This window comes from Dactylosporangium maewongense (assembly GCF_039531485.1).
In the GTDB taxonomy this organism is placed as follows: Bacteria; Actinomycetota; Actinomycetes; order Mycobacteriales; family Micromonosporaceae; genus Dactylosporangium; species Dactylosporangium maewongense.
Genome location: NZ_BAAAQD010000023.1, coordinates 82,735 through 105,833, shown reverse-complemented (window position 1 = coordinate 105,833; position 23,099 = coordinate 82,735). Strand labels below are relative to the sequence as shown.

At 69.2% G+C, this 23,099-nt stretch carries 22 protein-coding genes; 9 read left to right on the top strand and 13 right to left on the bottom strand.

The features are described 5' to 3' along the window. Positions 1 to 37 precede the first annotated feature (37 nt). The 7 genes from ABD332_RS43435 to ABD332_RS43405 form a co-directional block, all read right to left on the bottom strand. A complete protein-coding gene (locus ABD332_RS43435) occupies positions 38 to 1,180 on the bottom strand; it encodes an SMI1/KNR4 family protein (protein ID WP_344509964.1) in 1,143 nt (380 codons plus the stop codon). A 333-nt stretch (positions 1,181 to 1,513) separates the two neighbouring features. After that, a complete protein-coding gene (locus tag ABD332_RS43430; protein ID WP_344509962.1) occupies positions 1,514 to 2,146 on the bottom strand; it encodes a response regulator in 633 nt (210 codons plus the stop codon). Further along, entirely contained in the window at positions 2,143 to 3,348 is a 1,206-nt protein-coding gene (locus tag ABD332_RS43425) for a sensor histidine kinase (protein WP_344510142.1), read from the bottom strand. Before ABD332_RS43425 ends, ABD332_RS43430 begins: the two co-directional genes overlap by 4 nt. 5 nt (positions 3,349 to 3,353) lie before the next feature. Beyond that, positions 3,354 to 4,151, bottom strand: coding sequence for an ABC transporter permease (locus tag ABD332_RS43420; RefSeq protein WP_344509960.1), 798 nt, complete (start codon positions 4,149 to 4,151; stop codon positions 3,354 to 3,356). Next, a complete protein-coding gene (locus ABD332_RS43415) occupies positions 4,148 to 5,005 on the bottom strand; it encodes an ABC transporter ATP-binding protein (protein WP_425552383.1) in 858 nt (285 codons plus the stop codon). The genes ABD332_RS43420 and ABD332_RS43415 overlap by 4 nt, the downstream gene beginning before the upstream one ends. 551 nt (positions 5,006 to 5,556) lie before the next feature. Next, positions 5,557 to 5,769, bottom strand: a complete 213-nt coding sequence (locus ABD332_RS43410; RefSeq protein ID WP_344509957.1) for an ATP-binding cassette domain-containing protein — start codon at positions 5,767 to 5,769, stop codon at positions 5,557 to 5,559. Positions 5,770 to 6,070: 301 nt separating this feature from the next. After that, positions 6,071 to 8,827, bottom strand: a complete 2,757-nt coding sequence (locus ABD332_RS43405; protein ID WP_344509956.1) for a hypothetical protein — start codon at positions 8,825 to 8,827, stop codon at positions 6,071 to 6,073. A 330-nt stretch (positions 8,828 to 9,157) separates the two neighbouring features. On the opposite strand from ABD332_RS43405, the gene ABD332_RS43400 reads away from it, so the two are divergent. Continuing rightward, on the top strand, positions 9,158 to 9,937 hold the full coding sequence (locus ABD332_RS43400) for a hypothetical protein (protein ID WP_344509954.1): 780 nt from the start codon (positions 9,158 to 9,160) through the stop codon (positions 9,935 to 9,937). A gap of 34 nt (positions 9,938 to 9,971) precedes the next feature. Here ABD332_RS43400 and ABD332_RS43395 read toward each other — a convergent pair whose 3' ends face one another. The 3 genes from ABD332_RS43395 to ABD332_RS43385 all read right to left on the bottom strand — a co-directional run bounded on the left by ABD332_RS43395 (position 9,972) and on the right by ABD332_RS43385 (position 13,949). After that, complete coding sequence (locus ABD332_RS43395; RefSeq protein ID WP_344509952.1) at positions 9,972 to 11,150, bottom strand: CapA family protein; 1,179 nt, start codon at positions 11,148 to 11,150, stop codon at positions 9,972 to 9,974. Between the two features lie 361 nt (positions 11,151 to 11,511). Next, a complete protein-coding gene (locus ABD332_RS43390; RefSeq protein WP_344509950.1) occupies positions 11,512 to 13,113 on the bottom strand; it encodes a hypothetical protein in 1,602 nt (533 codons plus the stop codon). Between the two features lie 392 nt (positions 13,114 to 13,505). Continuing rightward, positions 13,506 to 13,949 carry a hypothetical protein gene (locus tag ABD332_RS43385; protein WP_344509948.1) on the bottom strand — a complete coding sequence of 148 codons (444 nt, stop codon included), beginning with the start codon at positions 13,947 to 13,949 and terminating at the stop codon, positions 13,506 to 13,508. 233 nt (positions 13,950 to 14,182) lie between these two features. Here ABD332_RS43385 and ABD332_RS43380 point away from each other — a divergent pair, with 233 nt between their 5' ends. Next, positions 14,183 to 14,638, top strand: a complete 456-nt coding sequence (locus ABD332_RS43380) for a hypothetical protein (RefSeq protein WP_344509946.1) — start codon at positions 14,183 to 14,185, stop codon at positions 14,636 to 14,638. 126 nt (positions 14,639 to 14,764) lie between these two features. Here ABD332_RS43380 and ABD332_RS43375 read toward each other — a convergent pair whose 3' ends face one another. Next, positions 14,765 to 15,220 carry a hypothetical protein gene (locus tag ABD332_RS43375; RefSeq protein ID WP_344509944.1) on the bottom strand — a complete coding sequence of 152 codons (456 nt, stop codon included), beginning with the start codon at positions 15,218 to 15,220 and terminating at the stop codon, positions 14,765 to 14,767. 188 nt (positions 15,221 to 15,408) lie between these two features. Here ABD332_RS43375 and ABD332_RS43370 point away from each other — a divergent pair, with 188 nt between their 5' ends. The 7 genes from ABD332_RS43370 to ABD332_RS43340 all read left to right on the top strand — a co-directional run bounded on the left by ABD332_RS43370 (position 15,409) and on the right by ABD332_RS43340 (position 21,806). After that, positions 15,409 to 15,762, top strand: a complete 354-nt coding sequence (locus tag ABD332_RS43370; protein WP_344509942.1) for a hypothetical protein — start codon at positions 15,409 to 15,411, stop codon at positions 15,760 to 15,762. 244 nt (positions 15,763 to 16,006) lie between these two features. Next, complete coding sequence (locus ABD332_RS43365) at positions 16,007 to 16,411, top strand: hypothetical protein (RefSeq protein WP_344509940.1); 405 nt, start codon at positions 16,007 to 16,009, stop codon at positions 16,409 to 16,411. Positions 16,412 to 16,679: 268 nt separating this feature from the next. Next, a complete protein-coding gene (locus ABD332_RS43360; RefSeq protein WP_344509938.1) occupies positions 16,680 to 17,210 on the top strand; it encodes an RICIN domain-containing protein in 531 nt (176 codons plus the stop codon). Between the two features lie 207 nt (positions 17,211 to 17,417). Next, positions 17,418 to 18,458, top strand: a complete 1,041-nt coding sequence (locus tag ABD332_RS43355) for a cellulase family glycosylhydrolase (protein ID WP_344509937.1) — start codon at positions 17,418 to 17,420, stop codon at positions 18,456 to 18,458. Positions 18,459 to 19,185: 727 nt separating this feature from the next. After that, positions 19,186 to 19,761 carry a hypothetical protein gene (locus ABD332_RS43350; protein ID WP_425552385.1) on the top strand — a complete coding sequence of 192 codons (576 nt, stop codon included), beginning with the start codon at positions 19,186 to 19,188 and terminating at the stop codon, positions 19,759 to 19,761. 200 nt (positions 19,762 to 19,961) lie between these two features. Continuing rightward, positions 19,962 to 20,669: an HAD family hydrolase gene (locus ABD332_RS43345; RefSeq protein WP_344509933.1), complete on the top strand. Its 708-nt coding sequence runs from the start codon at positions 19,962 to 19,964 to the stop codon at positions 20,667 to 20,669. A gap of 348 nt (positions 20,670 to 21,017) precedes the next feature. Beyond that, positions 21,018 to 21,806 carry a hypothetical protein gene (locus ABD332_RS43340; protein WP_344509931.1) on the top strand — a complete coding sequence of 263 codons (789 nt, stop codon included), beginning with the start codon at positions 21,018 to 21,020 and terminating at the stop codon, positions 21,804 to 21,806. A gap of 82 nt (positions 21,807 to 21,888) precedes the next feature. On the opposite strand, the gene ABD332_RS43335 is transcribed toward ABD332_RS43340, so the two are convergent. Together ABD332_RS43335 and ABD332_RS43330 are read right to left on the bottom strand one after the other, a co-directional pair. Then, positions 21,889 to 22,365, bottom strand: a complete 477-nt coding sequence (locus tag ABD332_RS43335; protein ID WP_344509929.1) for a hypothetical protein — start codon at positions 22,363 to 22,365, stop codon at positions 21,889 to 21,891. 125 nt (positions 22,366 to 22,490) lie between these two features. Continuing rightward, positions 22,491 to 23,006 (bottom strand): P-loop nucleotide/nucleoside kinase family protein, encoded by a 516-nt coding sequence (locus tag ABD332_RS43330; protein WP_344509927.1) that lies wholly within the window; start codon positions 23,004 to 23,006, stop codon positions 22,491 to 22,493. Between the last annotated feature and the right edge of the window lie 93 nt (positions 23,007 to 23,099).

Genomic DNA, 23,099 nt, shown 5'->3' with positions numbered 1-23,099 from the left:
TGCTCACTGCCGTGTGCACGGGCGCCCGCGGCTGGGGCTACAGCTGAGGCACGACGCGCAGCACCGTGCCGGTCACCGGGTCGATGACCACGAGAAGGCCCCCGCCGCGGGCGTAGGCCGGGTCGGAGAGCAGTACCTCGGCCTCCGCCTGGCTCCGTGTGATCCGCGCATCGGCGAGTGAGTTCCGCCCCCGCGCGGCGGCGGCCGTCCGCGCGGCGGCGATGATCTCGTCGTCGGTCATGCCCGGGCTGCGGAGCGGCAGGCTCGATGTATCAGCGTGATCAGCCCTCGGGCCTGGGTAGCCCGGCGAAGGGGTCGCGCTTTCGTCGCTCACGGTCCGAGAGTGCCATAGCCCGCGGTGCAGCGATGCACGCGTCGCCGTGGGCCATACCGGTTCGAGCCTCCCGTCCGCGTCGTAGAACAGGTAGGGCCGAAGCTCCGCGGATTGCTCGAGCACGCGGTGGAGTGCGTACGGACGGCCGCCCTGTACGGCAAGGATCGGCTGGCCGGCCAGCAGGTCGCGAAGGGCGCCGATCCGCCAGGTGACGGCGAGCAGCTTCCTGAGCTGGAGCAGGGTCGCGACGGAGTCGGGCGGCACCTGGTCGACGTAGATGTCGGCGGTCTCGGGCAGGTCAGGGGTGAACCCGGTCGGCGGAGCGTGGCAGTCGCAGTCGGCGAGTTCCTCGATGTCGGTTCGCCCTCGGCAGGCCTGCGCCAGGTCGTCGGCCACGGGCCAGCACTCCGGCGGGTAGCACTCCTCGTGGGTGGCCCAGCCGAGGTTGCCTGCGTGCGCGGCGACCACTGGGTACTCGCCGTCGGCGTTGGCGGGCTCGCGCATGTCGAACAGGTAGAACACGCCGCCGCCGTTGAACGCGAACGGCAGTGCCCCGGGCATGTACTCAGGAAGGTGGTAGGCCAGCGTCATCGCCCGTACTCCGCTTGGGCCATCGACCGGGAACAGCTGCAGCCACCGCTCACCGTTGCCGAAGGCGCCGCCGCCCGACCACGCCAGCAGGGCGAGGTACCTGGGTGGCAGCGGCCGTTCGGGCAGCTGCCACCGGCTCGCGTCGATCGGCCGGTGTGAGGCGGGTGCCGGGCCGCCGGGCGGCAACAGGTTGTGCTGCTGCGCGGCGACGTCGGTGATCTCCTGCTCGGTGGGCGCCCGACGCACCTCGGTCACGAAGTCGGCAAGCTGCCGCTGCGTAGCTCCCGGCCGAGGATCCCGGTACTCGAACACCGACGTCCAATCCACAGCGCCAGATCATGCCGCACGACCGTCACCCACGCCCACGTCGTAGCGCACCGTGTGACCCGCGGCGCGAACTGGGACCGGACCGCGCGAAAGCGGTGGCTCGTCAAAGAACCCGTCGTCGACCTGTTCCAGGACGAGCGACCACCACCCGGCCTCGACGGCGCGTCCGTCGATCTCCCCCAAGGTCGCCATGCCTGCGTGTCCGCATCTGCCGCTGGCCAGGCCCGGTCTTCGTGATTGAGGAAACCCGGACGCACGGCACTACGGCGGTGGGCTCAGGATCCCGCGGGACAGCGCGGCGGTCACGGCGGCCGTCCGGTCACTTACGCCGAGCTTCACGAACGCGCGTACCAGGTGCGTCTTGACCGTCGCCTCGCTGATGAACAGCACGCGGCCGATCTCCGGGTTGGACAGTCCGCGGGCGACCAGGCCGAGCACCTCGGCCTCCCGCGGCGTGAGCTGCTCGGCGACCGGTGCCCGGCGCCGATCGGCCAGCCGCGCGGCGGCCAGGGGCGCCAGTACCGACTCGCCCCGGGCCGCGGCGTGGATCGCGTCGACCAGCTGCGCGAGCGGGGTGTCCTTGAGCAGGTAGCCGACCGCACCCGCCTCGATGGCGCGCAGGACGTCCTCGCCGGTGTCGTACGTGGTGAGCACCAGGACCCGGACATCGGGGAAGCGCGCGGTGATGCGCGCGGTCGCCTCGGTGCCGTTGACGTCGGGCATCCGCAGATCCATCAGGACCACATCGGGCCGCAGCGTGGCGGTGAGGGTCCATGCCTCGTCGCCTGACGCCGCCTCGCCGACCACGTGGAGGTCCTCGGTCATCTCCAGCATGCCGCGAAGCCCGACCCGGACTACCGGGTGGTCGTCGACAAGCAGGACACGGACCGTCACCGTGAGTCCGGCGGTACGGTCAAAACTTCCTCCGGCAAAGGCATCGGCAGCTCGAGGCGGACCGTCGTGCCCGCGCCCGGCGCCGAGACGACCGTGCAGGTGCCGCCGAGTCCGATGACCCGGCTGCGCAGCCCGGGCAGGCCGTAGCCGCCGTGTCCGCGCCCCGGCTCGAAGCCCTGCCCGTCGTCGCTGACCGTGAGCGCGGCGGGCGAGAGCACGATGCGCACCGACGATGCCTTGGCGTGCCGGCGGATGTTGGCGAGGGCCTCTTGAGCGGCCCGGAGGAACACGGCGTCGCGCTCGGGCATCCCGCCGCCCGGCGGATCGTCGCTCTCGACATCCACGGGGACGCCGGTGTCGCGGGTGTGCCGCTCGGCCAGTCGGGCCAGGGCCTCGGTCAGGCTGCGCGCGCTGAGGTCGGGCGGGCACAGTGCGGCCACCAGGGAGCGCGCCTCGGCCAGGTTCTCCCGGGCGGTGCGCTCGATGAGGTCGAGCTGGTCGGGGACCGGGGAGGCGTCGCGCTCCAGGGTCAGCCGTGCCGACTGGGTCAGCATGAGGATGCTGGTGAAGCCCTGCGCCAGCGTGTCGTGGATCTCGACCGACAGCCGCTCGCGCTCGGCCGTCATGCCGGCCGTGTGTCGTTCGCGGGCCAGCGCGGCGCGGGTCTCGGTCAGCTCGGCGATGAGCACGCTACGGGCGCGGCTCTGTGAGATGAGCGCGGAGATGTAGGCGCCGAGGAGCCCGGCCGACAGCACGGGGACGACCACCGTCGGCAGGAGTGCGACCGCGGTCGATGCGGAGATCCCGAGATGGACGAACATGCCGGCCATGAGCAGCGCGGCGACGGTACCCAGGACGATCAGCCGGCCGCGCCACCGCTCGAGGAACAGGAACAGGTGCAGGAACAGCACGGACAGCAGCAACGCCGCGGTCATCGTCACCATGATGAGCCCGGCGAAGAGCACGAGGGCCCCGGCGAGCTGCACGATCCCGCGCCGTTCGCCGGGGCTCCGGACGGCGCGGGCGCCGACCCGCCAGTACCACACCAGAAACAGGCACAGCAGCAGGGACGCCAGCAGGCGGGAGCGCGTGCCCAGTGCGTCATCGGCCCAGACCAGCACGCCGGCCATCACCGGCGCCGCCACGGCCACCAGATGCCAGACGGCATTGAACCGGTCCCACGCGTGCCCGCCCGGCGGCACTTCGTTCAACTGTCCTCCCGGCTGGTCCAGCGGAACGTCAGCAGACACAGCGCCAGCCCGACGATCACCCACGCCCCCAGCATGATGGCAACCCGGCCCAGTTCCCAAGACCCGGCCGGCTCGTTCGCGGCGAACGCGTCCGGCAGGAACACCGACCGCATGCCCTGCGCCATCCACTTGAGCGGGAACACCGCCGCGACCTGCTGCATCCACGCCGGCAGGTCGGTGAACACGAAGAAGACGCCCGAGATGAACTCCAGCACCAGCGCCACTGGGGTGACCACGGCCGGCGCCCGCTTGGCCTCCCGCGGAATCGACGAGAACGCGATCCCGCACAGCGTGCAGGCGGCGATGCCCAGCAGCGAGACCCACAGCAGCGTGAACCACTGCCTGCCCGTCGACGGCAGCGTCACGTGGAAGAACGCGGTCGCGATCGCCAGCATGATGGCGCAGCCGCCCACACCGATGAGGTACACCATCGCGACCTTGCCGATGAAGTACGAGCCTGCCGGCATCGGCGCACCGTACAGCCGCTTCAGCACGCCCCGGTCGCGCTCCATCGGAATCTGGATCGCGAGGGTCTGGAAGCCGTTGGTGAGCTGCGCGGCGGCGATCATGCCGGCCACGAAGTACTGCGTCAGTGTCACCCCCGGCGCGACGTCGACGCCGCCGAAGACCGAGCCGAACACGACCAGCAGCAGGATCGGCAGCGCGAAGGAAAAGATGACCGACTCGCGGCCGCGGAAGAACTGGCGCAGTTCCAGGCCGCTGCGCAGCAGCCCGAGACGCAGCGTGAGAGTCATGCCGTCTCCTGGATCATCGAGAGGTACGTGTCTTCCAGCGACGGCCGGGTGACCGTCAGCTCCGGCACCTCGCCGCCGAACCGGGCGACCAGGTCGGCCACGAACTTCGCCGGGGTGTCGGTGTCGTGCTCCTGCGGGCCGTCCGGGGCGGTCCAGCGGACCTTCGCCGCCGCGCTGCCTCGGCCGCCGAGCGTCGCCGGCGTGGCGACCGCCATCAGCCGTCCGCGGGCGATCACGCCGACCCGGTCGGCCAGCGTCTCCGCCTCGTCCAGGTAGTGCGTGGTGAGCAGGATCGTGGTCCCGCCCGCGGCGAGGTCCCGGATCAGGTCCCAGAACTCGCGGCGGGCCTGCGGATCGAAGCCGGTCGTCGGCTCGTCGAGGAACAGCAGCTCCGGCCGGCCGATGATGCCCAGCGCCACGTCGAGCCGGCGGCGCTGCCCCCCGGAAAGCACCTTGGCCCGGTCCTTACGCTTCCCTTGCAGCCCGACCCGTTCGATCACCTCATCTGGACGGTCGGCATTCGGGTAGTACTTCGCGAAATGCTGCACGACCTCCAGCACCGAGAGCTCCTCGAACTCGCCGGTGGACTGCAGCACGATGCCGATCCGGGATCGCCAGTCCAGCGGGCGGCGCTGCGGATCGACGCCGAGAACACGTACCTCGCCGCCGCTGCGCTTGCGGAAGCCCTCCAGCATCTCGACGGTCGTGGTCTTGCCGGCACCGTTCGGCCCGAGCAGGGCGAACACCTCGCCCCGTTCGACGGTGAGGTCAAGCCCGTCGACCGCATTGTGGGCGCCGTAGGTCTTGCGCAGGCCCTTGGCCTCGATGGCATATGCATCGGTCACGATCTCCATCGTGACCGGTCCGCGACGTCCGCGGGTCAACCGGTCGATGGACGCGCCCGCCCCGCCCGTGCGTCGCAGCCGAGGGCTCGAGGGACAGCAACTGCCCATTCGACGCTCGGGCAAGGGCAGGCATGACTCGGATCAGCGACGAGGCGGAGGCGGCAGCGACCGCTGCCCAGCCGATCTCGTCGACGGCGCCCCACCGCGAACGGCTGAACCCGCTCACCATGACTGGCGACGTTGGGCATCCCCATCTGCAGCGATCCGAGCGCTCGACAACGCATCGGGGCGGCAGCCCCGTCCGCCAGACGTCACCGGACACCAGCGCAAGGCATTGAAGCCTTCCATCAGCCACGATCCGGTACGCACTCATGCCGATGTCAGTGCATCCGATCATGGCGGTGATGCGCGCTTCGACGACACTGCCGCCACGACGGCGGGGGCCGCGTTGGCGCCGCCGCGGCCCTCGGCCATGGCCTCGTCGAGGGCGCGCAGAGCGTGGTGCGACGCCTGCATCGCGCCCGCGACCAGGGCGCCGACCGTGGCACCTCGGCCGAACTCTAGTGCCTGCCGGGCCACCCCGATCGTGCCGTTCGGTGCACCGCGCCGTGATCCGGCACCGTCATGCCTGCCACGACGTGCAGCAGCGTCGTCTTGCCGCGCCCGTTCTCGCCGACGATTGCCAGCCGGGAGCCGACCGACACGGTCACGGTGACGTCGGACAGCACGACCCGGGCCGCCCAGCATGACCCGGACACCGTCGGCGCGGACATGCACCCGGCTCCTGGCCGGCAGTTCATCGCCCCAGGCGAGGTTGGTCGCCGCGGTCGGTTCGATGAATGAAGTACGTACCCGCTTGTTCATGATCTGGTTCCAGCTCGTCGTGGAGCCGGGCGGCATGGAGATACCGCCCGGCGAAGGGGCCAGGGCTGCGGAACAGAGTTACGTCACGAAGATGCCGCTGAACGCTGCCGCCGTCAGCGGAGGGTGCGCAGCCGAATGGACGCAATGCCTGAGCAGTTGGCCACCGCAGTATCGGGACGATCATGCGGCCTCACCCGGATTCGGGCCGTGTCAGCGCCACCACGCGGCCGTTTGCAGCACCGCGTCGAGAGTGGGTCCGAGGTCGCCGTCCGTGACCGCCGCCACGAACCCGGTGAGCTCGGCGAGGGCCGCGTACGCGATGCGGCGCTCCGACGCGGCGAGCCCGGCCCGCAGCACCGCGAGCGCCACGTGCGCCTGGCCCGGTTCGGCCGTCACGATCGCCGAGGCCCGTCGCGCCATCGCCGTCATGGTGAAGGTGTCCCGCGCGGCCACGCCGGCGTACCGGGTGACGAGCGGTGGCGGCAGGTGCGACGCGAGGCCATCCATGGCCTGCCGCCGACGGTTGCCGTCGTCGAACGCGACGGCGGCGGCCATCGCCCGGTCGAGCTGTGCTTCGGACAGCACCGGACCGAGCGCGACCAGTGTCTGTGGGCGCGAGTGTTCGGCGACGGCGGTGCTGAGGGTCAACGCCAGCGCGTCGGCGACGAGCAAATCGCGGTCGGCGACGGGCAGCAGCGGGGCCAACCCGGCCAGGGTGCATATCCGCCAGGGCGTGTCGACGATCTCGCCGGCCGCGTCGAGGGCCTCCCGGAGCGCGCCAACGCGCCGGTCCACCGGCAACCACGGCACCAGCGCCGTGAGCATCCTTGCCCGATCGGCGGCGGAGTCGAGCGCGAGGACGGTGGCGTGGGCACGCTCGAGCTGGTCCGCGGACAGTTGCGGCAGCAGCGGCGGCAGGTTGTCGCGCAGCGCGTACGCGCGCTGGGCGGCGATCGCCTCCTCGAACGCGACGGCAACGTCATGCTCCCGGTCCCCGGCCGGCGCGAGCGGGGCGGGCCCGGCCCGTCGGAGCAGGTCGGCGGGCAGGTGCGGGGCGAGCAGGGTCAGCAGCGCGGCCCGGCGAGCCGGGAACTTGACCGCCAAGACGGCGTCGAGGGCCTGCGGCAGCGCGGCGGGCAGGCGCAGGGCTACCTCGACCAGCACCTCCGCCCGGTGCGACGGGTCGCTGAGCGCGGCACCGGCGGCGAGGACCTCCGGCAGCCGGTCCGCCGGCAGGTGGGGCACGAGCGCGGCGAGCACCGGCGCGCGCTCGTTCGCGTCGCCGATGACGACCGTCGCGTCGGCGAGGGCCTTGCGCAGCACCGCGACGCGACGCTCGGGCGGCAGTCGCGGAGCGAGCGCCGTCATCACCGCTTGCAGCTCGTGCCCGCGAAGGATGGTCGTGGCGAGCGACAGCGCCGATTCCAGCTGATCGTCCGGCAGGTGCGGGACGAAGGCGTGCAGCAGCCGCTTCGGGTCGTGTCCGGCGGCTGTCACCGCGGTGAACACGGAGGGCCAGTGCCGGTCCGCCAGATGCTCGGCGATCAGCTGAAGGTCGACGGCGTCCGGGCTCGCTGCCATCTCGGCGAGCGCGGTGTCGAGCCACGAGTCGAGGCGCTCGGGTGACAGGTACGGGATCAGGGCCCGCAACACCGTGCCCCGCCATGGGCCACCGACGGCGGCCGCCGCGGCCAGCGCACGGTCGATGACGATGCCGCGGGTGCCGTCCGGCAGGTGCGGTACGAGCGCTGTCAGCAGTTGCGCCCGCGCCCACGGGCCGGCCAGCGCGGACGCGGAGGCGAGGGCCTTGCGGCGTGGAGCATCCGGCAGGCGCGGCACCAGTGCGGCCAGCAGATGCGCCCGCGCCTGTTCGTCGGCGGTTTCCAGAGCGGTGGAGAACAGTTGCGGCAGCCACCGGTCCGGCGCGTGCGGGACGAGCACGGCCAACATCCGCGCCCGGGACACCAGATACGCGCTGTCGGCGGCGAGGACCGCGGCACGATCGAGCTGCTCGGCCGACAGGTGCACGGCGATGTCGGCGAGCAGCTGCTCTCGGAAATCCTCGTAACAGTCAGCGGCGGCGTCCAGGATGTCGTCGAGGGCCCGGGCGCGCATGTCGGCCGGCAGGCGCGGCACAAACGCGGCCAAGACCTCGGCCCGCCATGCCGGGGACTCCAGCGTGTGCAGCGTCTCCATGGCTTGCAGCACCTGCTCCCAGGACAGCAGCGGCGCGACCTCGGCCACGAGCGCGCGCCAGAGCCCCGGGTGATGATCGGCCGCGGCGGCCAACGCCTGCCGCAGCTCATCGTGCGACAGGTGCGGGGCGGCGACGGGCAGCATGTTCCGGAACGTGAACTCGTCCATGGCGCGGAGCTCGTCCAGGATCCTCGCAGTCGTCGCGGGCCTCTCCTCGGGCGTCAGATGCGGCAGCAGGTCGACCCATCCGTAGACCCGGGCGTAGTCGTGTTCGGCGGCCGCGGTACTGGCCGACGCCAAGGCGATCAGCCGCCGGCGGTCGTCCTCCGGCACGTGCGGGAGCAGCTGAAGGATGGACCTGCCGTGCCCCGGGACGAGCCGGCCGTCACGGTGCAGCTGCGTGAGCGCCCGACGCGAGGTCCAGATGCCTTCGGTCACCGCCAGCTCGAGCAGGTCGGCGCTGATGCCGTAGCGTCGGCCGCGCAGACCCGCGGTGACCAGCCCGAACCAGATCTCGTCGTGGAGAGCGGGTGCCGGCTGACCGGCGGAGACGGCGGCGTCGGTCAGCTCGGCGGCGTGCCGGCGGGCGGGCTCGACCTCGTCGAGGTAATCGTCGATCGAGCCGTGCGTCTGGTGCGCGTGGCACCGGGCGTTCACCGGCCCGAACTCGGTGTCGACCGTGGCGGCCAGGAGCCGGCGCAGGCCGCCCCACTGCCCGGCGCCGGCAAGGCGGCGCGCCGCGTCCCGGTCGAAGATCGGTTCCTCGGACATGCGGCGCATCGTGGCAGACCGGCGCAAGTCCCGGCGTCCTGACACAGCACCGCTCGGCTCGCCGAGCGGTTGCCCGGCGCTTCGGCACTGGGCCGACGGAGCCACACCGAACCGCTGGGGGCAGCCGCCGAACGAGCGATCCCACCGGTCACCTCGACCAAGCCTGGCCAGGCTGCGGTCGTAACGCCAGTTAACAAGTAGTCAGCCGCGGTTGGTCCGCGGCGGCCCGCCATTGCGGGCTACAGACGGCGACCGCTCCGCGAGGTCGTGGCTTCCCGTCCTTGCTGATGCGCGGACGGCGCCTGGTGGTCGCGTGGCAGCATGGCGTGCATGGTGACGAGCACGCCGATGTTCTGGGTTGGTGGCACACCGGGATCCGGGAAGTCGACGATGGTCCGCCAGGTCGCCCGCGAGCTTGACCTCGCGCTGCACCCAGTGGACGCCTACACCTACGACCACCTGGAACGCCTCGGCCCCCTCGGGCCGGCACTCGATGACGTCCTCGCCTTGGGCTCGGTGGCCGCGGCGGACGAGTTCGACCGCACGTCTGCACTCAGACTCCCCACCGTGATGGACGATGTCCGAGCGGCACAGGTTCCGGGGGTACCGACGCTCGTCGAGGGGCCGCAACTCCACCCGCGAGCGGAGGCAATGTGGTCACCCATCGGCTCGATCTGGCTGATCACCACCGCCGAGCGTACGCGCACGGCGAGATTGAACCGGCTCGTAGCAGGGGAAGACGCGGCCCGCCTTCGGGTCGAGGCCTTGGTCGAGCGTGACCAGCTGATCGGCGCACGGCTTCGATCCGCAGCCTTGGATGCCGGGAGTGCCGTCGTCGAGGTTCCGACCGACGTTGATTGGGATCGTGTACTGGCAGCGGTGCGTGAAGCCGTCAACACGGCCACGGCGTCATTCGCGCGGCTTCGGCCAGGGCGGGAACTGTCGTCACGACGACGCCATGAGAACGCCGTCATCCATCGTCAGATCGTGGCGCACGAGCGGCACATCGAAGCGAACCTCCCGGCGTTCCCCTACGCATGTGTATGCGGGCGCAGCGGTTGCACCGACACGACCCCGGCCACGTCGGCCGAATTCGATGCGTGCGCCTAACCGCCTACTGCACTGGCAGAGGGAGTCTCGCGGTTCAGTGGCCGGTCGGGCCCACCATCCGGAGCCCTGCGGCCGCGGCGCCGCGCATGTTCACGTAGCCGGAGATGCGCTGCAGGACGCGGGCGTAGCCAGTGCCGGGCGCGGCGCCGTTGGCCGCTGCCGCGACGTCGACCAAGCGGGCCTGCGGGTGGTATGCCATGAACATCGGGTGTACCGCGACGTCGGTGACCCGCCAGGTTCCGGGGGTGACTTCGGTGAATGTGAACCGGGGCACGACCGAGTCCTGGGTGTTCTCTGGCGCGCCGTCGGAGAATCGGCACAAGAGGTTGCCCAAGCCGTACGCGACCCACTTGTCGCCGATCTTCTCCAGCGGCTGCACGACGTGGACGTGCATGCCGATGATCAGGTCGACGTCAGGGCTGGCGAGCAGCCGCGTGGCTTGGTTGATCTGGTCGGGGTCCGGCGTGTTCTGGTATTCGGTCCACCCCCAGTGCATGGACAGGATGACGATCTCCGCGCCGGCCTGTTTGGCCGCGTGCGCCTCCTGGAGAATCTTCGGGACATCGATGGGGTTGGCGACCCACGGCTTGTCCGGCGGCCGTTTGATGCCGTTGAAGCTGAACGTGTAGGCCAGCTGCGCGACCTTCACGCCGCGTACGCTGAAGACGTTGGGCGTGGCGGCTTCCGCCTCGGAGCGCGCCGATCCGCTGTGGTGCAGTCCGACCCGGTCGAGGTTGTCCAGTGTGCGCCGTACGCCTTCCTCGCCGTGGTCCAGTGTGTGGTTCGAGGCGGTGGAGCAGGTGTCGAAGCCGGCGTGGGCCGCGGCGTCGGCCAGCTGCGGGGGCGCGCTGAAGGTCGGATATCCGGTGAACGGTCCCTCTGGTGGGGCGAGCGGCTGTTCCACATGACAGACCGCGACATAGGCCGACCGGATGGTCGGGGCGACCGCGGCGAGAATCTGTGTGAAGTCGTGGCCAGGCTTGCCGGCCGCGCGTGCGTCAGCGGCGGCCTGCGCGGTCAGGTCGGGCGGCACGAACAGGTCCCCCGCTGCGACGACGCTGAGCGTCGTGGGGCGGGCTGGGGGCGCGGCGGATGGCGACACCGACCGCTCGACAGTGACCGGCTCGGCGACATTCGTACAGCCACCGGCACCGGCGACGAACGCAGCGACGACGAGGCCAAGACAGGCCGAGACAGGGCGCTTGCTTCGCACAAACGAGATCGTGGCAAGGTCCGGCCTGTGCCTGACCCGTCGTCACTGTAACCACCCGATGAACCACCCCGCGCCATCGGTCCAGTCCGCGGTATTCGTCGCCAGGACGGCAGGCTCGTCACGTGCTCTCTGTGGCCGCCATGAGGTGCGCACATCTGCCGCTGAGCACCCGCGCCGGCTCCCTTAGCCACGTCACGCTCGGTAGGCGGCTGGCCGGTCGGCGACCACGGACGAGAAGTGCGCGCTCTTGTCGAGAGTTACAGGCGCTGCCGGGTGTGCTGGCGACGTCCGCCTCGGATCGATGTCTGGGAACGGTTCGGTCGTGTTGTCGCTCGGGTGCGGGTCGTTGCTGTCCGCCGAGTCATGGGGCTTGCTGTTCGAGCGTGCCGATGGTCGTTGCGTCGTGCTGTGGTGTAGCGACGAGCGGGGTTAAGCAGTCCAACATGCGCACCTGGGCGTTGGCGTCGGTCAGAGCGGTCATCGCGGTGAAGGCGCGGGCCAGTGCGGCGTCGCGGTGGAGGCCGGGTTGTGTCGCGGCCAGTGCGAGCAGGCATCCGGCTCGGTCTTCGGGGTCGTCGATGGTGGATGCGGCGTTCAGTACGGTCTGTGCGAGAAGTGGTTGCTGCTCGGCGGGTGCGTGTGGCAGGACCGTGGTGAGGGTTTCGGCGAGGACTCGCGGGTCGTGCAGGTCGAGCACGGCGGTGACCAGCCGTCCGATGTGGTCCTCGGTGAGGTGTGGGGCGATGCCGGTCAGTGCCAGACCGCGACCTTCTTCGTCGTCGATGGCGAGGATGGTGGTCAGTGCGGTGTCGAGTTGGCCGTGGTCGAGGTGCGCGGCGAGGTGCTCGATGGCGTTGCTGACCGCGACGGGTGGGCCGTTCGGGTCGATCGAGGCCAGCACCTGGTCCAGTTGGGCGGGTGTGAGGTATTTGGCGACCAGCGCCAGATTCTGGGCCCAGAGGTGTTCACCGACACCGATCTGGTCGCGTATGGAGACGGCGCTGAGCGCTGCGAGGTTGCGGTGGCTGGCCGGCAGGTACTCGACGATCCGTGGAAACCCGTGGCGCAGTCCGAACGGCAGGTCGGGCAGCGGGTCACCGAGTTTGTGTGGTGCGATCGCGGCAGCGACGGCGGCAGCGAGGTGCTCGGGTGCGGCGTACGGAGCTGCCGCAGCCAGCGACTCGGCGCCCGCGTGCCGCTTCCGGGAATCGGTGTCGATGATCGCGGCGACCTGGTCGTGGTTGAGTAGCGGTAGCAGCACGTTCCGCGCGAGGTAGCGCAGCTCGTCGCGGACCGGCGTGGCGAGCAGCGCGGCGAGCGCGGCGTCGATCACCTCCGGGCGTCGGGTCTCGGGAAGGTGCGGGGCGATCTCGGCAAGCGCGCGGGTCCGGGCGCTGCCGTTGCGGATGGCGTGGGCCGCGGTGACCACCGCGTCGAGGTGCTCACCAGGCGCCTCCTTCGCCAGGTCCCGCAACGTCACCGCGCGGAGGTTCCCGTCCTTGATGGTCGCCGCCGCGGACACCGCCTCGGCCCACCACGCGGTTGGTCGCAGCGATGGGAACCGGGTCTGGAGATTCGACCGATCCTTCTCGTCGGCCACCGCCCGGTCCGCGGCGGCGAGTGCCCGGTCGAGCTCGGTCGGGGTCAGGTACGGTGCGAGCCGTCCGACATTGTTGGACACGAAATAGAACTGGCCGTTGTCCTCGATCGCGTCCAGGGCCGCGTCGATAGCAGCTGCCCGGTCGACACCGACCAGGTACGGCACCAGCGACACCAACCCGAACATACGGTCCCGGGAAAGCGCGCACCCGCGCACAGCGGCGACCATGCCAGCCAACTGCCCGGTCGAGGCGCGCGGGGCCACCGCCACGAACACCCGGCACCGTTGATACTCCTCGTCGATCGCGTGACCAGCGGCCAGCAGCGTCGACAACTTGGCCTCATCGACATACGGCACAAGCATTGACAACACCGACGCGCGGTACCCATCGTCGGGCACCGCACATGCGAACGACACCAAGTCGTCCACCGTCGGCACGCCAGGCCGGCTGTCCTCCACGCCGAGCAGCTCGGCCAGCCGCCGAACCGCCTGCCGCAACGGCGAAGACCCCACCACCGGCGACGTCAGCCAGCCTTCGGCATGCGCGGCAGCACACACCTCCCGCGCCTGCAACAGCAGCCGAGCAACATCGACCTCCGCTTGAACCACACGGCGATCATGACCGCCACCAACCCATCACAGCAACCCGTCACGAGACCACCCCATGCGCGGCTCCTATCGCCGACAATGACACGGGCGAGACCGCCGACAAACCACCGTGATCACGTGTCCGGACCCGCCGCGATCCGGCGGCGTCAGGTGCTGTAGCTGCCGTCCCATGGTTGGGTGAAGCCGAGCCTGTCGGGGTAGAGCTCGGCCCAGTCGCCGCGGTCGGCGTCGGATTCGTCGACCAGGCCGAACAGGACACCGTCGTAGGTGAGGCGAAAGGGCTGGATGGCGATGTCGTCGAAACGCGGTGCATCGAGTTCGTCCAGCAGCGTGGCGAGGATACGGTTGGCGGCCTCCGGGTCGGTCAGGTAGCGGCTGACGGCGATCCGGCGAATCGTGGATGCCTCGTGCCGGCCGTCATGGTCGAAGCGGTGGACGTAGGCGTACCAGGCGAAGCTCTCATCCAGGTCGTCAACGTCCCGCCTGGCACCGTGTACCGCCGCGTAGAAGTAGCCAGCCGCGTAGCGCCCGATGGTGTCGGTGCGGTGATCCGGCTCATGAGCGATCGGGATGCGTTGCGGCATGGCCATTCGGCGAGCCTAGACAGGCATCCGAGAGCTCAGCCGGGAGCATCCGCAACTTCCGACCCTTCCTGCTCGTCGAGGACAGGGCGCTTGATCACGTGCACGCACATGCCGCGATCTGCTCGCCAACCAAGGTGGTGAAGCGCTGGACGCCGGCGTGCGGCCGTGCCGAGAAGCGTGCATCTCCCACCTTGGACGCGTCCGGTCGGGACGCGTCGGCAGTTCGGCAGGATACGAGGGTGGACCTTGACGACCTGCTGCCAGCCGCCCGATCACCGGCAGACTACTTGCGGGTCCTCGATGATCCGCGGTTGAACGACAGCGGGCTGGCTGTGCTGGCGGGCAGCCCGTACTCCTTCGTTCGGCTTGCCGTTGCCCGGCATCCGCGGGCTGCGGCGCCACATCTACGGCGTCTGCTCGACGGCAAGTACACCGACTGGGACTCCAACGCGGTACTCCTGCTCGTCGCCCGGCACGCCGGCGCCGACCGTCCGGTGCTGCTTGCGGTGCTCGACCGAGTGACGGAACTGTTACGTGCCGGCGTCCGGCCGTACGCCGCGGCCCTGACGCTCGCCGAGCGACCCGAGCTGCGATCGGAAGAGATCCGCCCGCTCGGCCGACTCCCCGGTGCATCCAGGCGAATGCGCCGGGGACTAAAACGCGCGTTGGCCGCCCGCACGCCACCGTCGGCGTAGCGGACGGCACCGCGCTGTCATGCCGCCGACCGGGCACAGCAGCTCCCCATCGATCATCACGCTCCGCACGCCGCTCCCGTCTGCCCGGCCCACCGGCCAGTACGCGCTCGTGCCGACAAAGTTCATTCAGATCTCATCGAGTTCGATCGTGAGGTGTTGAGGGGCCTGTACGCCGGCCAGCGCCCATGCCCAGCCGGGAAGGGCGAGAGCCTCGGCAAAGAAATCGCCGAGAGGCATGCCGAAGGACCACAGGCTCCCGGACCCGAGCGCTTCGGTTTCGGCACTGGGAGTCCAGTGGAGGGTGCAGCGCAGCTGCCACAGCACGTCCTCGTCGTCGGCCTCGATGAACTGCCGGGTGAGATCGGCCCAGAACTCACGCACGCCACCGAAGTCGAACGTTCCGAACTGGGCGAGGACCCCGTCGCCGTCCTCCTCGGGCGGCGCGGCGTCATCGACCGGGACGGCGGCGAATCGCCGGAAGACCTCGACCGTCGTCAGCACGTCGTCGGCGGCCTTGCCTGGGCGTACCCCGGCATGGTCAAGCATCGACGTCAGCAGTGTTTTCGTCTCGCTGATCAACACGGTCTCATCATCCCGCGTCGTTGCCTCACCGCCGCCCTGAGCACAGCGGTCCACACGAAGATCACATGCGCGCTTCTGCCGCTGGTAGAGCACGACTCGGTGCTCGATGCCCTCATGGAGTCTGGCTGCAGGTCGGGTGGGTCATTGTGGAGACCGGAGTGGGTCATGGGACTCGGTAGGCTGGGTCGATGGACCGCGGTCATCTCGCTCGCCTGCTGGACCAAGACGGTGAGGCGTTCGCGGCGTGCCGGCATGCAGTGGCGGCGGGCGCCAACATCCAGGTCTGGGAAGGCAGCACGCCAGCCTCAGAGCTTGCCGCCATCTACGCACGGCGACTGCGCCTGGTCCAGCGACGCGGTACCTCGGAGGTCGGTTTCGCCGACGCCGTGCAGTCGCTGCGTGCGCGCGGCGACGAGTCCATACTCATCGGCGCTGTCGACGTACACGATCCGCCGTATCACTTCCAGCTCTTCCTGAACGTGTCCGCGACCCGGCTGATCGCTTGCCTTGGCGTAGACCAGCGTTGGAGGACGTTGGCGTGAGGCCAGCTCCAGCTCGTCACACGATCGTCCCTGACGACGATCATGGCGTCCGGATCTGCCGCAGGGCGGGCGCGGGTCGACTTGGTGATCGTTACGCTGGGCGGTCGAGATCCTGACGCCGCAGCGGGAGGACGACTCGCCGCTTGTACGGATGAGCATGCAGCTGGTCGTGGCTGTTGAACCCCGTCTGGTTGCGGGTCGGGCGCGGGCCTCGGGCATGCCGAGGCCGTGCAAGAGTCTTCGGATGGATCTTGATCCGCGTGCTGCGTGGAACAGGGTGTGCGCGGCGGCGCCGCCAGCGGATGGACTGGCGGGCGACCGGCATTTGTGGGCGGTGGTGGACCTCCTTACCACGATTTCTGCGTACGGCACCGAGAGCGCGGTTGAACAGCGTACGGCCGTGGAGATCGAGCAGGCCGCCGCGGCACACGACTACTTCGGCTTGCCGCGCCTTGGCGCCTGGATCCGGCGGCTGCCAGAGCAGGCGTTCGTGATCGAGTACTCGGTCCTGCTGCGCGAGTACATGAGCATGATCGTGGTGGACGATCACGAAGTTCTGTGGGGAGCGATGGAACGCAAGCTCGCCGAGCGGCCTACGACTTCAAGCGGACCGGATAAGGACACTGCGGCTGGACAAGAACGATCTTGACGTCCGCTCATGCCGCCGGTCGCGCGCTGCGGCTCATCAGTTTCGTGACGCTCCGTACCCCCGGTGGAGCGTGCGTGCCCCTTGGGCCCGTGCGCGCTCGTGCCGATGACAGTGCACATGACCAAGCGGCCAAACCGGCGGTCATGTGGATCTACGTTCACCGATCTTGCTATCGATGCATCCAACCCGCCTACTCTCAACCGTATGGTCGATGATCGCTGGCCGCATGGATGGACTGCGGAAGCGACCACGCGGGTAGCGTGCCGACATGGTCCGGTTTAGGGTCGAATTTCGTTTGCCAGGAATTGTCATCGGTATAGATGACATTCGGACTGTATTCAAGCGTCAGTCGAAAGTCGCTGGACCGTTTCTCATCATCGGTCGTGCAAGCGGCCTTGCCCTCGACACCGCGTTCGCGGTCGACAACGGCAGTTGGGCATTGTCATGGCCACCGCACGCTCACCGACACCAGTTGTGGTACCTTCGTCCGACCGGCGTCGCCGGCGAAGTGGGCGTCGTTTCTGCTGCTAACGGGCTCGCGCTCGATTCCACGACCGAGACCTCGGGTGACGTCCACCCGGTCATGTGGGAGCCGAATGGTGAGCCGTGGCAGCGCTGGAGGCTGGAGGAATCGGCCGACGGCGCCGGATACCTTATTCAATCATCACACAACCGCCGCTTCCTCTCTTTGAATGAAGATGCCAAGCCACGGTGGAGTCCCTGGTTCGAGGATCGGCACGGACGTCAATCTCAACAATGGCTCATTGCCATGCCGCACGGACCCGTGCCGAGATCCTAAGACGTCGCTCGCGGGATGGGCATGAGGTAGCTCGTGCTCCACATGGGTGCGTGCACGCTCATGCCGCTTTGCGAGCGAGAGCGCCCAGCACGTCTCCGTCTGGGAGAAGCCGCTGCTGCCGGATTAGACGACCGGCCTCGGGGAAGTGCTCCGGCTGCGCTACGACGTTGCCAGGCAGTTGCCGGGACATCCCGTCCGAGGTGGTTCATGAGGAAGCGCACCGCCGTCGCGGGGGCGTCGCTCGCCGTCGTGGCCACGCTCGTGCTCGCGGGGCGGCTGCACCACTCGCACCGGGAGCCGGGGCCCGGTGGTTCCTCCCGGCCGAGCGATGCGGCGGTCCGGCCCGGGTTCCACGTGCGCGACGGGCTCCTCTACGACGCCAACAACCACGTCTTCGTCATGCGCGGCGTGGGCGAGAACCACGCCGTGTTCCCGGAGAAGACGGCTCAGGTGTTCAGCGACGTCAAGGCGATGGGCGCCAACACCGTCCGGGTCGAGCTGTCCACCGGCGTGGTTGCGAAGCGCAACGACGCGGCCGACGTCGCGCACGTGATCGCCCTGTGCCGGCAGAACCGCCTCATCTGCGTCCTGGTGGTCAACGACACCACGGGCTGGGGCTACCGGCCGGAGGCCATTCCGCAGGCGCGGGCGGTGGACTACTGGATCGGCATTCGCAAGGCGCTCATCGACCAGGAGCGCTACGCCGTCGTCGACGTCGCGAACGAACCGTACGTCCTGGACAACGTCCGCACCTGGCCCGGCGACACCACGGACTCGATCCGCCGCCTGCGCCAGGCGGGCATCCAGCAGACGCTGCTGGTCGACGCGCCCGACTGGGGCCAGGACCTGTCGTTCACCATGCGCGACCACGCCGCCGAGGTCTTCGCCGCCGACCCGCAGCACAACACCGTCTTCTCCATCCACATCTACGGCGCCTTCGGCCGGGCCACGAACATCCACGACTATGCCGGGCGGTACCTGAAGGCGAAGCTCCCCATCGCGGTGACCGAGTTCGCGTACACCCACCACGACGGCGACGTCGACGAGGACGCGGTCATGGCCGAGGCGCAGGCGCACGGCATCGGCTATCTCGCGTGGTCCTGGAGCGGCAACAGCGGGGACGTGAGCAACCTCGACATCGTGAACCGTTTCGACGCCAAGTCGATGACCTGGTGGGGACGGCGGGTGTTCGACGGCCCGAACGGCATCCGGCAGACCTCTCGCGAGGCGACCGTCTACACGCCGTAGCGCGGGCCGCCGTGCTGTGAATGGTGGTCCTGCCGGCCGCCGCGACCGGCCGCGAAATATGCCGGACGGGGCCGGGAGGAATGCGGCCGGGCGCATGTCGCGGGCTCCGGAATTCGGGTCCTAACGATAACGGCCCCGGAGGGCGTCGCCGAGGCCGCTGTGGACTCCAGATATGGAAGATCGCCAATTTCTTGCACTCGCCAAGATCGGCCAGCAGACCGAACAGGATCTTCGTCAACCGCCGATGGCCCGGTTCGACCACTCCCGGCGACGCCTGGCGTATACAGTTGTGGCCGTCTGTCGACACAGGCCGAACCCTCTCCAGGGTCAAAATGTGGCAGTTACCCGCGTAACGAACCCGATGTGGTCCCGATCTCTGGTGCGCGCCCGAACCTGACCGCCGCTCTCATCGACCAAAATTTCCGTACTGGTACCGCGTAAGACTACGGCTCGGGCGCGCTGCCCAGGCGTGGCCGACAACACTCGGCGAGGCGTGCTCCGGCGCACGCTCATGCCGCCGTTGGTGCGCGGTCGCGGCGGGGTCGACCGTGGCTGGTCACGGACCGTCAACGGCTCGCCGTGGCCGACGCTTCCTGTCGTGCCGATGTGAGTGCGTTGGTGCGATGACGAAGACGCAGCTCCGTGGCACGTCGGCGAGGTAGTCTCTCGGGTCGTGGCGGAAGAGACTGATCAACAGGGTGATGGCCGTCGTCTCGGTCAGGAAGCGATGCGGCGGTTACGGCTCAGGTCCGTCTGTGTGGTCGCTCCTGGACTAACGGACTCGGAACTTGACGAGATCGAGCGAGAATTCGGGTTCCGGTTCGCCGCGGACCACCGCGGCTTCCTGTCCGCAGGACTTCCGGTGAACACCCGGCCCCAGCCACGCGAGCCGGGCGTCATCTATACGCATCCGGAGCCGTGGCCCGACTGGCGCAGCGGGAAGCGCGACGAGCTTCGCAGTTTGCTGGACTGGCCCCGCGAGGGAGTGCTGTTCGACGTCGAGAACAACGGTTTCTGGTACGACGGCTGGGGGTCACGCCCAAGCGGCACCGCATCCGCCGTGGCGACGGCGACGGCGATGCTGGCGCAGGTCCCGAAGATGGTGCCGGTGTATGGGCACCGGTATCTCCCTGGTGAGTCGAGGACCTTCGGTCACCCAGTGCTTTCGATGTGGCAGACCGACATCATCTACTACGGGTTGAATCTCGCCGACTACATCGACCGGGAGTTCGGTCGCCTCGGCCCAGGCGAAGGCTCGTGGGAGCCACAAGCGAGCGTCGAGTTCTGGCGCGACCTTGTCTGAGCCGTACTCATTCCGGTCGTTTCGTTGCAGGCATCCGCAATCCGGAATTGTGCGCCGGCGAGTGGGCGTTACTCCCGGCTCCCCGCGCGGCGGGGCCGATCCGGCAGCTTGATCGACCCGTATCCCCACCAATCCAGTGCCGCACTGGCGACGTGCTCGCTCATGCCGCCGTGTGAGCGCCGATGGATAGCATGTCGGCCATGGTGGAGGCGCGGGTGGGTGGGGCCGCGCTTGATGCGGTTGTGGCTCGGGCGGGTGGGCTGTTGATGTCGTTCAACGGGCCGGTATGTGATTTGTGGGCTGTGATACGGCATGCGGCGGTCGCTGGCCGTCTCCGTCAGGCGATCGAGGAGCGCGGTCATGCCGTGGAGGGGTGGCTGCGGGACGTTGACGACCCGATGCCGCTGCTGCGGTACGCGCTGACCCGCGACGATGCGCGCCTGCACCTGGCTGCCGAGGATCTCATGACGAACATGGAATGGGAGGCGGTACCGAAAGCGGTGCCGACGCCCGGCGGGCACGAGGTGATCCGAGCAGCGCACGCAGCGGGCAAACCCGTGGCGATCGCCAGTGACGCATCGCAGATGGCGATCGACGGCTATCTGCGGCGGCACGACTTGGCCTCGCTGGTGACCGCCGTCGGCCGGTGCAACTACTCACCCACGGCGTTCAAGCCTTCCACATGGTCGGCCGAACTGGCTGCGGGGCTCGTCAAGGTTGACGTCAACACGTGCGTGTTCGTCGGCGTCACACCATTGGACGTACGGATAGCGCGGGAGCTGGGCATGCGCAGCATCGGTCTGGTCACGGCGCGGGCGGATGCGGCAACGCTGCGAGCCGCTGGCACGGACCTCATCCTGGGCCCGGGTGGAATGAACCTCGTCGCGGAGTCCTTGAGGCGCTGCTGAAGAACGCAGGTCTGAGCTCGGTCTACCGCCGCACCACGGGGTTCAGCCAGCTATCGAGCCGATCATAACGTCCGGACACGCCGCCGAGCGAGCTCGGCGCCCGGCCGTCAGACCGACGTGATCAGGTGCGCGCTCATGCCGCGATCCGATCGCTACGGGGCGCAACTGTCCGGGCTGGTTGCGGCGCGCGGAAGCCGATGAGCGGATGTTGCCGGGTTGGTCAGGTGGCAGTCGGGGGGTGTGGGCAGGTCCGTGCGACCAACTTTTGTGTTTCACCGTTCGCCGGTCCTGCCGGTTTGTCCGGCCTCGACATGCCGAGGCCGGAACCTGCCTGGAATCATCAGAACCATGACGACCTTCCGCCTGCTGCGGCAGACGAATCGCTTCTCGCGATTCGCTCAGGTCACCGTCGAGGTCGCAGCGTCGAGCCGGTCCGAGGTAGAGGTGACCGCCGTCGCGGTCGACGAACACCGGCGGGAAGCTGAGCTGGGCGCTCGGTGGGCTCTGCGTGGACTGCCCGCGGCGGCGAGGGCAGTCGTGACCGCCGTGGTCATCACCGAGGTCGACACCAGCGTGGGCGACGTCTACGAGGCCACTGCCCGCGCCGTGTGGCAGGCGCTGCGGGTCGAGCACCGGGTGCCGTACATAGGCTTCAGCGATCCCGAGATGGTCACGTCGTGGCTGAAAAGCATGGTGGGCCGACGGCTCGACGCCGTGACGGAGGCCCGGCACTGGTACGAGGGACGGCGTGGACCGGACGCTGAGAGCCTGCTCCACGCTTGGCTGTTCTTCGATTGCGCGATGCCGGTCGGTCTGCACGGCCGCGGCGACCAACTTCTGCTCGCGAAGGATTATCCGTACCGTTCCTACGACATGGACGAGTACGGAGAGACCAGGGTCGGCCCGGCACGGCGTCCGGACGTGCTGTCCGGGTTCATCGGCGCTCGGCTCACCGACGGCGCCGTGATCGTCGGCCACGACGGCGACGCGGTCGCTGCTGGCCTCGTGCTGCGGTTCGAGAACGGCGACCTCGTTATCGGCACGCTCGGCGACGAGTGGGTTCTCGCCGTCGGCTCGGTGCCGGCGGCCGCCCACGACTGGACGGTGCAGCGCTTCGTGCATGACGGCTGCCGGTAGCCGTTCCTTCTTCATCTCCCAGCGGATCTGGCTGCGTGCAGGACTGGTCACCTCGGCGAACGTGTCGACTGGGCGAAGGGCGTCAGTGGCTGGACACGTGGATGAACAGGTCGGCGAGCGGTGTGGCGTCCAGGTCGGCGGCGAGTTCCGTGATCGGTCGGGGGGGTCGCTTGGCGGGGATGGAGTAGTGGTTGAGGGGCCGCTCGTCCGGCCAGCCCCACGCATCTGGCGTGCTGGTGACGAACGTGGGATGCCTGTCCTCGAGGTCGATGGGTTCGGCCGCGTTCGCTGCCAGGAACTGTTCGACGCACCCGCGCGGCGCGGTCATCCGCAGCAGCAGGTCGACCTCGCCGAAGAGGTTGCCGAAGTGCCAGTACCGCGTCCCGCGCTCACCGCACTCCGGGAGCGTCAGTTGCGCCCAGTTCAGTGCGCTGCTGAGCGTGACGTGATCACTGTGCGGGTACTGCCGCGGGTCGAACACACGGCGCCACAGCACGACCCCCGCTGTCGCCACAACGACGACTGCGACGACGGCAGAACCGACGATCCAGCGACGCACCAACAGATTGTTCCCGTGATCGTCACTAGGCACAAGCGCGCTCCGCGACGCCGTCGATCTCCTTGATCACGTGCGCGCACAGTAGCCGCTGATGAGCGTTGAGCTGTCGCGCCTGCCACGCATTCCTACGTCTTGGCTTTCGCGATCCGACCTGCGACGTCGACCAGATCAACTGCACCGCGTGTGTCGACACGCACCACGGGGGCGATACCGAGAGGTTCCGCCTCCGTCTCCCACCGGGGCCACGCATCGGCGAGTTGACGCCGGTCATCGTGGATCCGGTGTCGTTGCCGGGCCGCGAACCGCCCCTTTGCGACGTGAGCTGGCACGTCGCACCAGACCTCTACCACGTTCGCTGGACTGCACCGGCGCAGTCCAGCCTCGACGAAACGGAGATCCCGCGGCTTGAACCACCATGATTCCAGCATCACGCTGCCGGGCATGGCCGCCGCCAGCGTCCACATCATCTCGCTGGCCGCGATCCCTAAAGCCTGGCCGGGAGCGGCGGACACGATCTCCGCGACAGCCTCCTTGATTGCATCCTTGGAGATCAGCGACGCGTCGAGCACCGGCGCCAGCCCGGTCGCCAAGGTCGTCTTTCCCGAGCCCGGCAAACCGTTGACGAGGACCAGGTCAATCACTTTTGTGATGATGTCAGAACACGCGGGCCCACCAGTTGATGGTGCACGGATCTGCCGCCGTTGGTGCGCGTCGCGGCGGGGTCGACCGTGGTG